At 42.2% G+C, this 12,609-nt stretch carries 14 protein-coding genes; 13 read left to right on the forward strand and 1 reads right to left on the reverse strand.

From position 1 onward, the window contains the following. Positions 1-89: 89 nt before the first annotated feature. The gene (locus tag D7D50_RS04840; RefSeq protein ID WP_021154436.1) at positions 90-293 is read right to left on the reverse strand and encodes a CsbD family protein; all 204 of its coding nucleotides are present in this window, start codon (positions 291-293) and stop codon (positions 90-92) included. A 480-nt stretch (positions 294-773) separates the two neighbouring features. Between D7D50_RS04840 and D7D50_RS04845 the strand changes: the two genes are divergently transcribed. The 13 genes from D7D50_RS04845 to dnaJ all read left to right on the forward strand — a co-directional run bounded on the left by D7D50_RS04845 (position 774) and on the right by dnaJ (position 12,521). Further along, positions 774-959 carry a hypothetical protein gene (locus tag D7D50_RS04845; RefSeq protein WP_120701633.1) on the forward strand — a complete coding sequence of 62 codons (186 nt, stop codon included), beginning with the start codon at positions 774-776 and terminating at the stop codon, positions 957-959. 318 nt (positions 960-1,277) lie between these two features. Beyond that, positions 1,278-1,706: a CPBP family intramembrane glutamic endopeptidase gene (locus D7D50_RS10240; protein WP_227877764.1), complete on the forward strand. Its 429-nt coding sequence runs from the start codon at positions 1,278-1,280 to the stop codon at positions 1,704-1,706. A 113-nt stretch (positions 1,707-1,819) separates the two neighbouring features. Further along, on the forward strand, positions 1,820-2,410 hold the full coding sequence (locus D7D50_RS04855; protein ID WP_120701635.1) for a rhomboid family intramembrane serine protease: 591 nt from the start codon (positions 1,820-1,822) through the stop codon (positions 2,408-2,410). 162 nt (positions 2,411-2,572) lie between these two features. Further along, positions 2,573-2,839 carry an ACT domain-containing protein gene (locus tag D7D50_RS04860; protein ID WP_006595627.1) on the forward strand — a complete coding sequence of 89 codons (267 nt, stop codon included), beginning with the start codon at positions 2,573-2,575 and terminating at the stop codon, positions 2,837-2,839. Between the two features lie 18 nt (positions 2,840-2,857). Further along, the gene (locus tag D7D50_RS04865; RefSeq protein WP_120701636.1) at positions 2,858-4,195 is read left to right on the forward strand and encodes a PFL family protein; all 1,338 of its coding nucleotides are present in this window, start codon (positions 2,858-2,860) and stop codon (positions 4,193-4,195) included. Between the two features lie 133 nt (positions 4,196-4,328). After that, a complete protein-coding gene (locus D7D50_RS04870; protein ID WP_120701637.1) occupies positions 4,329-5,045 on the forward strand; it encodes a histidine phosphatase family protein in 717 nt (238 codons plus the stop codon). Between the two features lie 41 nt (positions 5,046-5,086). Continuing rightward, entirely contained in the window at positions 5,087-5,785 is a 699-nt protein-coding gene (locus D7D50_RS04875) for a histidine phosphatase family protein (RefSeq protein WP_023024350.1), read from the forward strand. Then, complete coding sequence (locus tag D7D50_RS04880) at positions 5,778-6,551, forward strand: M15 family metallopeptidase (protein WP_120701638.1); 774 nt, start codon at positions 5,778-5,780, stop codon at positions 6,549-6,551. The genes D7D50_RS04875 and D7D50_RS04880 overlap by 8 nt, the downstream gene beginning before the upstream one ends. 166 nt (positions 6,552-6,717) lie before the next feature. Further along, positions 6,718-7,752, forward strand: coding sequence for a heat-inducible transcriptional repressor HrcA (gene hrcA, locus D7D50_RS04885; protein WP_023027244.1), 1,035 nt, complete (start codon positions 6,718-6,720; stop codon positions 7,750-7,752). Between the two features lie 6 nt (positions 7,753-7,758). After that, a complete protein-coding gene (grpE, locus tag D7D50_RS04890) occupies positions 7,759-8,301 on the forward strand; it encodes a nucleotide exchange factor GrpE (RefSeq protein WP_023027243.1) in 543 nt (180 codons plus the stop codon). Positions 8,302-8,543: 242 nt separating this feature from the next. Next, entirely contained in the window at positions 8,544-10,367 is a 1,824-nt protein-coding gene (gene dnaK / locus D7D50_RS04895; RefSeq protein ID WP_120701639.1) for a molecular chaperone DnaK, read from the forward strand. Positions 10,368-10,478: 111 nt separating this feature from the next. Next, positions 10,479-11,111: a DJ-1/PfpI family protein gene (locus D7D50_RS04900; RefSeq protein WP_120701640.1), complete on the forward strand. Its 633-nt coding sequence runs from the start codon at positions 10,479-10,481 to the stop codon at positions 11,109-11,111. A 267-nt stretch (positions 11,112-11,378) separates the two neighbouring features. Beyond that, on the forward strand, positions 11,379-12,521 hold the full coding sequence (dnaJ, locus tag D7D50_RS04905) for a molecular chaperone DnaJ (RefSeq protein ID WP_023027240.1): 1,143 nt from the start codon (positions 11,379-11,381) through the stop codon (positions 12,519-12,521). The last annotated feature ends 88 nt before the right edge of the window (positions 12,522-12,609 follow it).

Below are 12,609 nucleotides of genomic sequence, written 5' to 3' on the forward strand. Positions count from 1 at the left end.
CAAACTAAATCAAAGATAAACAAAAACCACCCTATCTTCCACAATCAAACGTGACGGTAGAAAATAGAGTAGCTCTAGAACGTTAAAAATTAGTTATCGTCTTTGTGAAGGATGTTTTTCACACCGTTGATAGCTCCTTCAACAGCTTCTTTTGCATCTTCGGCAACTTCTTTAGCTTTTGATGCAACTTTTTCAGCAACGCCTTCAGCTTCTGTTTTTGTGTCGCCGGTTACTTTACCGAGACCTTCCTTAACAGAACCTTTAACTTGGTTTAATTTATCTTCTAATGACATAGCGCCACCTCCGTTAAGTAAATAGTTTTTTAATCTGAATTCAAGACAGTTCATTTAAAAAATTAAAACTATTTAGTTCAGATTAATATAAGTATATACCCTCTGAAATGGAAAGTCAAATATTCGCTACGGTATTCTGAAAGTTGGAGTGAGTCCTTACGATATCGTGAAAAAGAGGGATGAATAAGTTACTGCCTTGTTTTCTAATTGAAAAAACTTCAGTTTTCAGCTACTTCAAAGCAAAATCGTCCAGATGATTAAGGGATAATATATTGTAGAATCGTCAGGCTAGAAAATCTAAACGGCTGTTTTCTCCTATCAAAGTGGAGTAAAAAACAAAAGAAGATGCCACTTTCTGTTCAAAAAGGTACAATTTAGGAGTTTGTTGATTTAAAGATTTTTTCGTGTGCTATACTAAAATTGTCAAAGTTGCAACTAGACAATATTTTTTAATCTAATAAATATAAGGAGATATTCATAATGAATACAAAGATTTTGGAACAATTTGATGGTTTAGATAGCGATATTCTTTCAACAGTAGCTGGTGGTGCGATTTTTAATACTATATATATGGGGCCACCCCCAGTTTCAGGTGGTCCGAATGGCTGGGAATATTACCGTAAGTTGATTGGACCACTTGAAATGCGAAGTTTCTTCGCAATTTAATGAGTATCGGCTAAAAATTTTTTGTTGGTGGAGGATGATATGAAATATGCTAGACATGGAGTCGCTTTACTACTCCTGTTATATCTATTTGTTTTTGGAATCGATGGCCTTGGTATCTACTTAACCGGAGTTTTCAATGGTGATGTAAGTTTTCTTTATTTCATGTATTTGATTCTCTACTCTTTGCTACTCATCGCCATTCTATTTTGGTTTAAAAGACAGAAGATAGCCACCTGTTCAAACAAACAGAAATGGAAGTGGTCCTATCTGGCGTATTTTGCTTTGGTGTTTTTGTGGTTCTTTTTTGAAAGATGGGTGTTGCAAACTTTTCAAGATTTGCTTGTTCCTGTTGTTCGTCAAACCAAATTGCCAACCTCTATTTATCTAAATGGCCCCGGCATTTCGGCTACTCTGTTTTTTGTCCTGGCAACCGTTACATCTCCTATGATAGAAGAATTCATTTTTAGAGGATATCTGATGAATGTCTTCTTTAAAGAAAGCAAATTCCATTTAGATGTTTTACTTTCGGGCTTTCTCTTTGCGGCCTTTCATCTGATTCATCAATATCGGGATCCTGTCACCTTTGCTCTTTATTTCTGTTCGGGGCTCTTCTTCGCTGCTGTCTATAAGAAATCTAAAGATATCCGGTTGCCCATCTTCTTGCATGCCTTTAGCAATTTTCTCACTTTTTGGAAACCAATCTGGATTTTCGTCTACAACTATATCTATTGGCATTTTCTTGTTTAATATCTATTGTCTTTGAAGGTGGCATAAAATGGTAAATTAGGAATCGGAGTGTAGTATAATAGTCATAGATGATGAACTTTAAAATGAGAAGTATATAGAAGAGAATTAGCAACATGAAAAACATCTTAAAAACCTACCCTGTTGTCAGTATTTTAACTTTCATTTGTTTATTTTTAGGAGTTCTCACTTCTATTTATGGGGATGCTATCTACGACCTATTGGCCTTTCATTCACAACCAGTATATCATTGGCAGTATTTGAGTGGAACCTTGATGCATGGAAGTAAAGGCGCTCCCCTCTGGTTTTTATGGCTACATCTGTTTTTGAATGGGCTCATGATTCTTCCTTTTGGTGGACTGCTGGAAAGGAAAAGAGGCTCCAAGCATGTCTTGTTTGTTTTTCTGACTGCGACAGTCATCTCCTCTATCGCCTTTCACTTCTTAACACTGGGACAAAAAATTCAGGCGACGGGGATTTCTGCGGTTGGTTATGCTTTTACAACTGGAGGAGTCATGCTTCTGCCTAAGATATGGAAAGAATTTTCATGCACCGTAAAATTGTGTTATCTTTTCTTAATCCTTCTATCTATCCTGATGCTACTACCAATGATCACCGGATGGATCTCGACCTTCTTGCATCTTTCGGGGATTGCTAGTTACCTTTTGATTTTATCTTCAGCCGCTACCTTAAGAAACATCGCTTGAGCCATCCGTTGATTGATCATGCTATTCAGATTTACAGACATTCAAGAGATTCTCTTGGATGTCTTATTTTTATTTGTAAAACCGAACCTTTTCTAAAACATTTAAGCGATTTTAAGGGGAATATGCTACAATGGAAGCAAATAAATAGAATGGAGCAGTGAAATGAAAGCAATTATTACAGTTGTCGGAAAAGACCAAAAAGGAATCGTAGCAGGTGTTGCGACTAAAGTGGCAGAGTTGGGACTCAATATCGATGATATTTCACAGACCGTATTGGATGAGTACTTCACTATGATGGCGGTCGTGACATCGGATGAGAAAAAAGATTTCACACAGCTTCGTTCAGAATTAGAAGAATTCGGTCAGTCTCTTCATGTAAAAATCAATATCCAGAGCGCTGCGATTTTTGATGCCATGCACAATTTGTAAGAGTGAGGTGGTAGAAATATGGACATTAAACAGGTAACAGAAACCATTGCCATGATTGAGGAGCAGAACTTTGATGTTCGGACCATCACCATGGGAATCTCACTGCTAGATTGTATTGATCCAGATATCGATAAGGCGGCTGAAAAAGTCTACCAGAAGATTGTAACAAAGGCCAAGGACTTAGTAGCTGTCGGGGATGAGATTGCAGCAGAACTCGGCATTCCGATTGTGAATAAGCGGGTTTCGGTCACTCCTATATCCATTATTGGAGCAGCAACCAATGCGACAGACTATGTGCCCTTTGCCAAGGCGCTGGATCGTGCGGCTAAAGAAGTTGGGGTCAACTTTATCGGTGGCTTCTCAGCCCTGGTTCAAAAAGGCTACCAAAAGGGGGATGAAATCCTTATCAACTCCATACCTCGCGCTCTAGCAGAGACGGACTTTGTCTGCTCTTCGGTTAACATTGGTTCCACTAAGACAGGGATCAATATGACAGCTGTCCGAGACATGGGCCGTATCATTAAAGAAGCTTCCCAAGCAGATCCGATGGGGCCAGGGAAACTGGTGGTCTTTGCTAATGCAGTAGAAGATAATCCTTTTATGGCAGGGGCTTTCCACGGTGTCGGTGAAGCGGATGTTGTCATCAACGTTGGGGTTTCTGGTCCTGGTGTTGTCCAACGGGCGATTGAAAAAGTTCCAGGTGCAAGCTTTGATGTATTGGCTGAAACCGTTAAGAAGACTGCTTTCAAGATTACTCGTGTTGGGCAATTGGTTGGTCAAATGGCTAGTGAACGTCTCGGTGTGGAGTTTGGGATTGTAGACTTGTCTCTCGCGCCAACGCCAGCTGTTGGGGATTCGGTTGCCCGTGTCCTCGAAGCTATGGGGCTTGAAGTAGTAGGAACCCACGGGACAACCGCAGCGCTGGCTCTGCTCAATGACCAAGTGAAAAAAGGCGGCATCATGGCTTGTAACCAAGTTGGTGGTTTGTCAGGTGCCTTCATTCCAGTCTCAGAAGATGAGGGGATGATTGCAGCGGTCCAATCGGGTCATATCAACCTGGAAAAATTGGAAGCCATGACTGCCATCTGTTCAGTCGGTCTGGATATGATTGCCATCCCAGCTGATACTCCGGATACGACCATTGCAGCTATGATTGCCGATGAAGCGGCTATCGGAGTGATCAACCAAAAGACCACAGCAGTTCGGATTATTCCTTATGGAAAAGAAGGCGATATGTTAGAACTTGGAGGACTTCTTGGATCTGCCCCCGTTATGAAAGTTAACAAAGCTTCGTCAGCTGACTTTATTGCCCGTGGTGGTCAAATTCCAGCCCCAGTTCATAGTTTTAAAAATTAAAAAATGGCCCTGGAGCATAATGATTGCTCAGGGCTTTTACTATTGACCAAGCTAGTGAAAGTGAATCTAGAGGTCATCTCTGCCAGTTTCCTTATAAAAAATGATATAATAGAAGAACGTAAAAGGAGATCACATGGCGAAAACAAGATTATTTATTATTCGGCATGGAAAAACCATGTTTAATACGATAGGTCGTGCTCAAGGTTGGTCGGATACGCCTTTAACTACTCAAGGAGAAGAAGGTATCCGTGAATTGGGGGTTGGGTTGAGAGAATCTGGTTTGGACTTTGTCCGTGCTGTTTCCAGTGATTCAGGTCGCGCCATTCAAACTATGGGGATTGTTTTAGACGAGCTTGGACTCACAGATCAGATTCCTTATACTTTCAACAAAAAGATCCGGGAATGGTGTTTTGGAAGTTTTGATGGTGCCTATGGAGGAGAGCTGTTCCGTGGAGTCGTTCCCCGTGTTCTGAATATAGAAGACTACAAGAAGTTAACACTAGAAGAGTTAGCGAATGGGATCTACCAAGTGGATACAGCCGGTTGGGCTGAACCATGGGATGTGTTGAAAAAACGGATTGTAGATGGTTTTGAAGAGATTGCGAAAGAAGTTGAAGCTAAGGGTGGTGGAAATGTTCTTGTTGTCAGTCATAGCATGACGATCGGTTCCTTTGTGTGCATTTTAAATCCAGAGATTGTGCTAGATCCAAGGGTTGAAAATGGCAGTGTTACCCTGGTAGAATATGAAAATGGACACTTCTCGATCCAGACCATCGGAGATGAATCTTATCGCAAGCTAGGTGCTAACTGGTTAGAGGCCCATTCAGAAGAAATTGATGTGAAAAAATAAGATATCTTATATAAGAAGAAAACAATTGCAGGAGGATAGAAATGGCAAAGACAAAATTGTATATTGCCCGTCACGGAAAAACCATGTTTAATACGATCGGTCGCGCCCAAGGGTGGTCCGATAGTCCCTTGACGGAAGCTGGCGAACGAGGGATTCATGAATTAGGGATTGGTCTGCGTCAAGCAGGAATCCAGTTCCAACAAGCTGTGTCCAGTGACTCTGGTCGAACCATTCAAACCATGGGGATTGTGCTAGAAGAATTAGGGTTAACAGGTAAAATTCCTTATCGCTATGATAAGCGTATTCGCGAATGGTGTTTTGGAAGCTTTGATGGCGCCTACGATGGAGAACTCTTTATGGGGGTTCTGCCACGTGTCTTTCGGGTCGATGATTTCCATCATTTGAGCTTGATGGAGTTGGCTGAAGGAATTGTCGAAGTGGATACAGCAGGCTGGGCAGAGTCTTGGGAAACTCTTCGCGATCGAATTTTGGAAGGTTTTACGGCAATTGCCAAGGATGTTGAGTCTCAAGGTGGTGGCAATGCTATCGTGGTCAGTCATGGGATGACCATCAGCACCTTGATTTACCTGATTGATCCAAAAGCTTTTAAAGAATTGGTCTTGGACAATGGTAGTGTGACTGTTATTGAGTATGAGGATGGCCAACTTAAACTAGAAGCAGTTGGAGATATGTCATACCGACAGGTTGGAGCAAAATTGTTAGAGGAAGATCATGACTAAATACAAACTTGCCAAGAAAAGAGAAAAGAAAGTTAGCTGGATCGTGCTCTGTTGTTTAGGTCTCTGTCTGATCGGAGCAGGAGTGGGTATTTTCTATTTGAAACCTCAATGGCTTCATATGAGCTCTGTTGAAGATAAAAAAGTAGAAACAACCACTCCAAAAAAAGTTGAAAAAAAGGAAGAAAAACCTAAAACAGACCTTCCCCAAGCTTCTAGCAAGGATTGGAACCTAGTCCTGGTCAATCGGGACAACAAGTTAGCCGAGCTGAACCCTCAGTTAGTTGATGTTGAAGAAATCAAGGTGGATAGTCGGATTGCAGAACAAACGAAACAGTTTCTAGCAGCGGCGAGAGCTGTCGCGCCTGAAGAATCCTTGATTTCGGGTTATCGAAGTGTGGAGGAGCAAACAGAACTCTATAATGAGCGGGTAGCGCAGTTAGAAGCTACGGGTCTTTCTCATGAGGAGGCAGAAGGTCAAGCACAAGCTCAAGTACAGGTTCCAGGTGCTAGTGAGCACCAGACGGGTCTTGCGATTGATATGAGTGCTCCAAATGGACAGTCTGAAGAGGTAGCCCAGCAGATTATTGCTTTGGCTCCCCAGTATGGTTTTGTTCTCCGCTATCCAGAAGGGAAAAATGCGATTACAGGTGTGGACTATGAAAACTGGCATTTTCGCTACGTTGGTGTAGAAAATGCCCAGTATATGGTCAAGCATCAGCTGGTTTTAGAAGAATATATTCAAAAATTGAAAGAAGCAGGTTTATAGGCTTTTTAGACAAGTATCGGTCTTAAGAATGATTTTTAGCACTCTTTGAAAAAGAGTGCTAATTTTTTGGATTTTTCTCTTGACTTTCTCTTGAGAGGGTGTATAATAGAATCATGGTTTAGCACTTGAGTGTTTAGAGTGCTAAATACGAAAGAGAGGTGAGGTCATGGTTACAGAACGTCAAAATGAGATTCTAAATCTTGTCGTTGATATCTTTACCAAGACCCACGAACCAGTCGGTTCAAAAGCACTGCAAGATGTCATTCAATCTAGTAGTGCCACTATCCGAAACGACATGGCTGCCCTCGAAAAGAAAGGCTTATTAGAAAAAGCCCATACTTCGAGTGGCCGAATGCCTAGCCGAGCTGGTTTTCAATATTTTGTTCAGAACTCACTTGACCTAGAGCTGATTGATGAACAAGATGTCTACCAGGTGGTGAAAGCCTTTGATTTTGAGGCCTTTAAGTTAGATGATATTTTGGATGCTACGGCTAAGTTGCTGGCCCAGATGACGGGCTACACCGCAGTCATTCAGGATGTTGAACCGACACGACAGCGCTTGACTGGTTTTGAGATTGTTCCATTATCCAACCACGATGCCTTAGCGGTTCTGACCTTGGATGAATCAAAGCCTGTTACCGTCCAGTTTGCGATTCCAAAGAATTTCTTAACCAGTGACTTGGAAATCTTCCATCAGTTGGTTCAAGAACGTTTCATTGGAAATACAGTTTTGGATATCCACTACCGCTTGCGGACGGAGATTCCACAGATTGTACAGCGCTATTTTAAGACGACAGACAATGTATTGGATCTGTTTGATTACGTCTTCTCGCAATTGTTTCAAGAACTGGTCTTTGTAGAAGGAAAGGTTTCATCCTTAACCTACGCCGATCTTCAGACTTATCAGTTCTTAGATAACCCTCAACACGTAGCTCTTGAGTTGCGAGGGGGGATGGCGGAGGACCAAATGACCCAGATCCTGGTTGCTGAATCCCAAGAGAAGGCCTTGAAAAATGTGACCGTGATTAGTCACAAATTCCTGGTTCCTTATCGTGGGATGGCCCTCATGCATGTGATTGGTCCCGTAGAGATGGATTACAGGCGTGTGATTAGCCTCGTCAATGTTATCGGCCGAGTGCTGGTCATGAAGTTAACGGACTACTACCGTTACCTCAACAGCAACCATTATGAAGTAAATTAAGACCAAATGAAAGGGGTGTATGCCTTGACAGAAGAAATCAAAAAAGAAGACGTGAAAGAAGAGGAAGTTGTCGAGACAACTGAAGAAGTTGTAGAGGAAACCAACCAACCTTCTGAATTAGAAGAAGCACAAGCGCGTGCCGAAGAATTTGAAAACAAATACCTTCGTGCCCACGCAGAAATGCAAAATATTCAACGTCGTGCCAATGAAGAACGCCAGCTCTTGCAACGCTATCGTAGCCAAGATTTGGCAAAAGCAATCTTGCCATCACTTGATAACCTTGAACGTGCCCTTGCTGTAGAAGGGTTGACAGATGATGTGAAGAAAGGCTTGGAAATGGTGCAAGAAAGCTTGATTCATGCTCTGAAAGAAGAAGGAATCGAAGAAATCGCAGCGGACGGAGAATTTGACCATAACTACCACATGGCCATTCAAACAGTTCCAGCGGATGATGAGCATCCGGCTGATACCATCGCACAAGTCTTCCAAAAAGGCTACAAACTCCATGACCGGATCCTACGCCCAGCCATGGTGGTTGTCTACAACTAGGCTATCTTGTCCGAAATGACAATAAACTATGAAAGAAAGATAAATAATGGTTCAGCTTTACCAATAGTGAGCGAAGCGAACCAAAGGCGATACTCTTCGCCGTGGCGCTATTTTCGCAAACTTTGAGTCTTTAGGCTCAAAGTTTAGTCAAAGAGATTGACGAAGTCAAGCTCTGACGGCGTCGCCACTTAAGAAGAGTATCAAAAAGAAAAAAAGAAGATAAAATTTAAGGAGAAAAACACATGTCTAAAATTATCGGTATTGACTTAGGTACAACAAACTCAGCAGTTGCAGTTCTTGAAGGAACTGAAAGCAAAATTATCGCAAACCCAGAAGGAAACCGCACAACTCCATCTGTAGTTTCATTCAAAAACGGTGAAATCATCGTTGGTGACGCTGCAAAACGTCAAGCAGTCACAAACCCAGATACAGTTATCTCTATCAAATCTAAGATGGGTACTTCTGAAAAAGTTTCTGCTAACGGAAAAGAATACACTCCACAAGAAATCTCAGCTATGATCCTTCAATACTTGAAAGGCTACGCTGAAGAATACCTTGGTGAAAAAGTAACCAAGGCTGTTATCACAGTTCCAGCTTACTTTAACGATGCTCAACGTCAAGCAACTAAAGACGCTGGTAAAATTGCTGGTCTTGAAGTAGAACGTATCGTCAATGAACCAACTGCAGCAGCTCTTGCTTACGGCTTGGATAAGACTGACAAAGAAGAAAAAATCTTGGTATTCGACCTTGGTGGTGGTACCTTCGACGTATCTATCCTTGAACTCGGTGATGGTGTCTTTGATGTATTGGCAACTGCAGGAGACAACAAACTCGGTGGTGACGACTTTGACCAAAAAATCATCGACCACATGGTTGCAGAATTCAAGAAAGAAAACGGCATTGACTTGTCAACAGACAAGATGGCTCTTCAACGTTTGAAAGACGCAGCTGAAAAAGCTAAGAAAGACCTTTCTGGTGTGACTTCAACTCAAATCAGCTTGCCATTCATCACTGCTGGTGAGGCTGGACCTCTTCACTTGGAAATGACTTTGACTCGTGCGAAATTTGATGATTTGACTCGTGACCTTGTAGAACGTACAAAAGTTCCAGTTCGCCAAGCCCTTTCAGATGCAGGTTTGAGCTTGTCAGAAATCGACGAAGTAATCCTTGTCGGTGGTTCAACTCGTATCCCTGCCGTTGTTGAAGCTGTTAAGGCTGAAACTGGTAAAGAACCAAACAAATCAGTAAACCCTGATGAAGTGGTTGCTATGGGTGCGGCTATCCAAGGTGGTGTGATCACTGGTGATGTCAAAGACGTTGTCCTTCTTGACGTAACACCATTGTCACTTGGTATCGAAACAATGGGTGGTGTCTTCACAAAACTCATCGAGCGAAATACAACAATTCCAACATCTAAATCACAAGTCTTCTCAACTGCAGCAGACAACCAACCAGCCGTTGATATCCACGTTCTTCAAGGTGAACGCCCTATGGCAGCAGATAACAAGACTCTTGGACGTTTCCAATTGACTGACATCCCAGCTGCACCTCGTGGTATCCCACAAATCGAAGTAACATTTGACATCGATAAGAACGGTATCGTATCTGTTAAGGCGAAAGATCTTGGAACTCAAAAAGAACAAACCATTGTTATCCAATCAAATTCAGGTTTGACAGACGAAGAAATTGACCGCATGATGAAAGATGCAGAAGCAAACGCTGAAGCAGATAAGAAACGTAAAGAAGAAGTAGATCTTCGTAACGAAGTAGACCAAGCAATCTTTGCGACTGAAAAGACAATCAAGGAAACTGAAGGTAAAGGCTTCGATGCAGAACGTGATGCTGCCCAAGTTGCCCTTGATGAGCTTAAGAAAGCCCAAGAAGACAACAACTTGGACGAAATGAAAGCAAAACTTGAAGCGTTGAACGAAAAAGCTCAAGGACTTGCTGTGAAACTCTACGAACAAGCTGCAGCAGCCCAACAAGCTCAAGCAGGAGCAGAAGGCGCACAAGCAACAGGAAATGCAGGCGATGACGTCGTAGACGGAGAGTTTACTGAGAAATAAAATAGTCCAGTGGACTATTTTATCCCGAGCTTGAAAATCAGGCGAGTATAAGAAGAAATCCAGAGGTTGCAACCCAGCCTCTGTTTTTCGGTAAAATAGAGGATGTTGCGTATGAAAAAAGTACTTTGTATTATTTATCCTAATTTTTCTCTTTATGAGATAACCACTTTAACGAGTACTTTAGCTCTGTCTTTTGATATCACGATTGATTATGTAGCTTCTGAGAATTCAATAGTTGTCTCTGAGGATGGTTTGCCCTGTCAACCGACGAAAACATTGGATCAAATCCGTATAGAAGATTATTCTTGTGTGATTTTGCCAGGAATGGTAAATATAGGTCCTGCTCTACAAGATGAGAAATTGATCTCGTTTTTGAGAAGTCTTGATGGGCAAGATATCCTAATTGCAGCCATTTCTTCAGCGCCCCTTTTATTGGCGAAAGCAGGCTTGTTGAACGAAACGAAATTTACAGGTGGAATTTGGCAAAACTTCTTTGACTATTTTAAATTTCTTCCACGTGAGAATTTCCAACCGAAAGTTATTGTCCAAGATAAACAAATCATTACGGCTATCGGTTTTGCACATCAAGAGTTTGCAAGGAAAGTGATTCTAAGTCTAGGGTTGGCAGAGAATACGGACAACTATTTTAAAGAACAGAACGAGTATGCTGAAGAGGATTTGATGTTTACTCTATCGGATGAAGAGTTTGATCAAGTGAAGCAGAGTATAGAAAACACTCTCTAAAGATTTACATGAAAATTATAGAAAGGAACAAGGAGTGTTTGGTAAATTGTAGCTGAGCTCTGAAGTTTCTTACTCAATGTAAAAGAAAAGAATTGAACCCGACCTAAATCGTGGTTTGATTCACAATATCAATAGAAAGGATAAAGAGTGTTCGAGAAATTGAACTCGAGCGGAAAGCTTGGAAATTAGATAAACCTCCTAAGAAATCAGGATTTCTTGTCGGTTTCCTAAATTTCAGTCGCTTTCTGTTCGCTCTTAGTATCTTGCATGAACAATACTGAATTTTACGACCGTTTGGGCGTTTCGAAAAATGCATCTCAAGATGAGATCAAGAAAGCCTATCGGAAATTATCTAAGAAATATCACCCAGATATCAACAAGGAGCCTGGCGCTGAGGAAAAGTACAAGGAAGTTCAAGAAGCTTATGAGACTTTAAGTGACGAACAAAAGCGGGCGGCTTATGACCAATACGGTGCTGCAGGAGCCAACGGTGGTTTTGGCGGTTTCGGTGGCGGAGCTGGTGGTTTCGGTGGTTTTGATGGCGCTGGCTTTGGTGGCTTTGAGGACATTTTCTCAAGCTTCTTTGGTGGAGGTGGAAGTCGCAATCCCAATGCTCCACGTCAGGGAGATGATCTTCAGTACCGCGTAAATCTCAAGTTTGAAGAAGCCATCTTTGGAACTGAGAAGGAAGTGAAGTACCATCGGGAAGCTAGCTGTCGGACATGTGATGGAACTGGTGCTAAGCCAGGAACAAGTCCAGTAACTTGTGGACGCTGTCATGGTTCGGGTGTCATCAATGTGGATACGCAAACCCCACTTGGGATGATGCGTCGCCAAGTCACCTGTGATGTCTGCCATGGTCGAGGAAAGGAAGTTAAGGATCCTTGTACTACCTGTCATGGGACTGGGCATGAGAAACAAGCCCACAGTGTTAGCGTGAAAATCCCTGCTGGGGTCGAAACAGGTCAACAAATCCGCCTCTCTGGACAAGGAGAAGCTGGCTTTAATGGGGGGCCGTACGGAGACCTTTATGTAGTCGTCAATGTTGAGCCAAGCGACAAATTCGAACGGGATGGATCAACCATCTACTATAAATTGAACTTGAACGTTGTTCAAGCTGCTCTTGGAGATACGGTTCATGTACCAACGGTTCACGGCGATGTCGACTTAGTCATCCCTGAAGGAACCCAGACTGGTAAGAAATTCCGCCTCCGTGGCAAAGGAGCACCAAGCTTGCGTGGTGGATCTGTGGGAGATCAATATGTAACTGTTAATGTGGTGACACCAACAGGTCTAAATGACAAGCAAAAAGAAGCCCTTCGTGCATTTGCGGAAGCTGGTGATATCAAGGTAAGTCCAAAGAAAAAAGGCTTCTTTGATAAGGTGAAAGATGCCTTGGATGATTTATAAAAATAAGGAGGCTGGGACAAAAGTCCTAGCCTCTCAATTGTCTTTGGATTGTCGAGCAAGACGCAGTGGTTGAGTGGCCTCTACTACG

Origin of the sequence: Streptococcus koreensis (assembly GCF_003627135.1) — a bacterium.
Classification (GTDB): domain Bacteria; phylum Bacillota; class Bacilli; order Lactobacillales; family Streptococcaceae; genus Streptococcus; species Streptococcus ilei.

What these genes read in the sequence shown, in the direction of transcription:
- D7D50_RS04860 (WP_006595627.1), top strand. Translation starts at nt 2,573, where the DNA reads ATGAAAGCAATTATTACAGTTGTCGGAAAAGACCAAAAAGGAATCGTA.
- D7D50_RS04865 (WP_120701636.1), top strand. Translation starts at nt 2,858, where the DNA reads ATGGACATTAAACAGGTAACAGAAACCATTGCCATGATTGAGGAGCAG.
- D7D50_RS04840 (WP_021154436.1), bottom strand. Translation starts at nt 293, where the DNA reads ATGTCATTAGAAGATAAATTAAACCAAGTTAAAGGTTCTGTTAAGGAA.
- dnaK (WP_120701639.1), top strand. Translation starts at nt 8,544, where the DNA reads ATGTCTAAAATTATCGGTATTGACTTAGGTACAACAAACTCAGCAGTT.
- D7D50_RS04875 (WP_023024350.1), top strand. Translation starts at nt 5,087, where the DNA reads ATGGCAAAGACAAAATTGTATATTGCCCGTCACGGAAAAACCATGTTT.
- D7D50_RS04900 (WP_120701640.1), top strand. Translation starts at nt 10,479, where the DNA reads ATGAAAAAAGTACTTTGTATTATTTATCCTAATTTTTCTCTTTATGAG.
- dnaJ (WP_023027240.1), top strand. Translation starts at nt 11,379, where the DNA reads ATGAACAATACTGAATTTTACGACCGTTTGGGCGTTTCGAAAAATGCA.
- D7D50_RS04880 (WP_120701638.1), top strand. Translation starts at nt 5,778, where the DNA reads ATGACTAAATACAAACTTGCCAAGAAAAGAGAAAAGAAAGTTAGCTGG.
- hrcA (WP_023027244.1), top strand. Translation starts at nt 6,718, where the DNA reads ATGGTTACAGAACGTCAAAATGAGATTCTAAATCTTGTCGTTGATATC.
- D7D50_RS04855 (WP_120701635.1), top strand. Translation starts at nt 1,820, where the DNA reads ATGAAAAACATCTTAAAAACCTACCCTGTTGTCAGTATTTTAACTTTC.
- D7D50_RS04845 (WP_120701633.1), top strand. Translation starts at nt 774, where the DNA reads ATGAATACAAAGATTTTGGAACAATTTGATGGTTTAGATAGCGATATT.
- grpE (WP_023027243.1), top strand. Translation starts at nt 7,759, where the DNA reads ATGAAAGGGGTGTATGCCTTGACAGAAGAAATCAAAAAAGAAGACGTG.
- D7D50_RS04870 (WP_120701637.1), top strand. Translation starts at nt 4,329, where the DNA reads ATGGCGAAAACAAGATTATTTATTATTCGGCATGGAAAAACCATGTTT.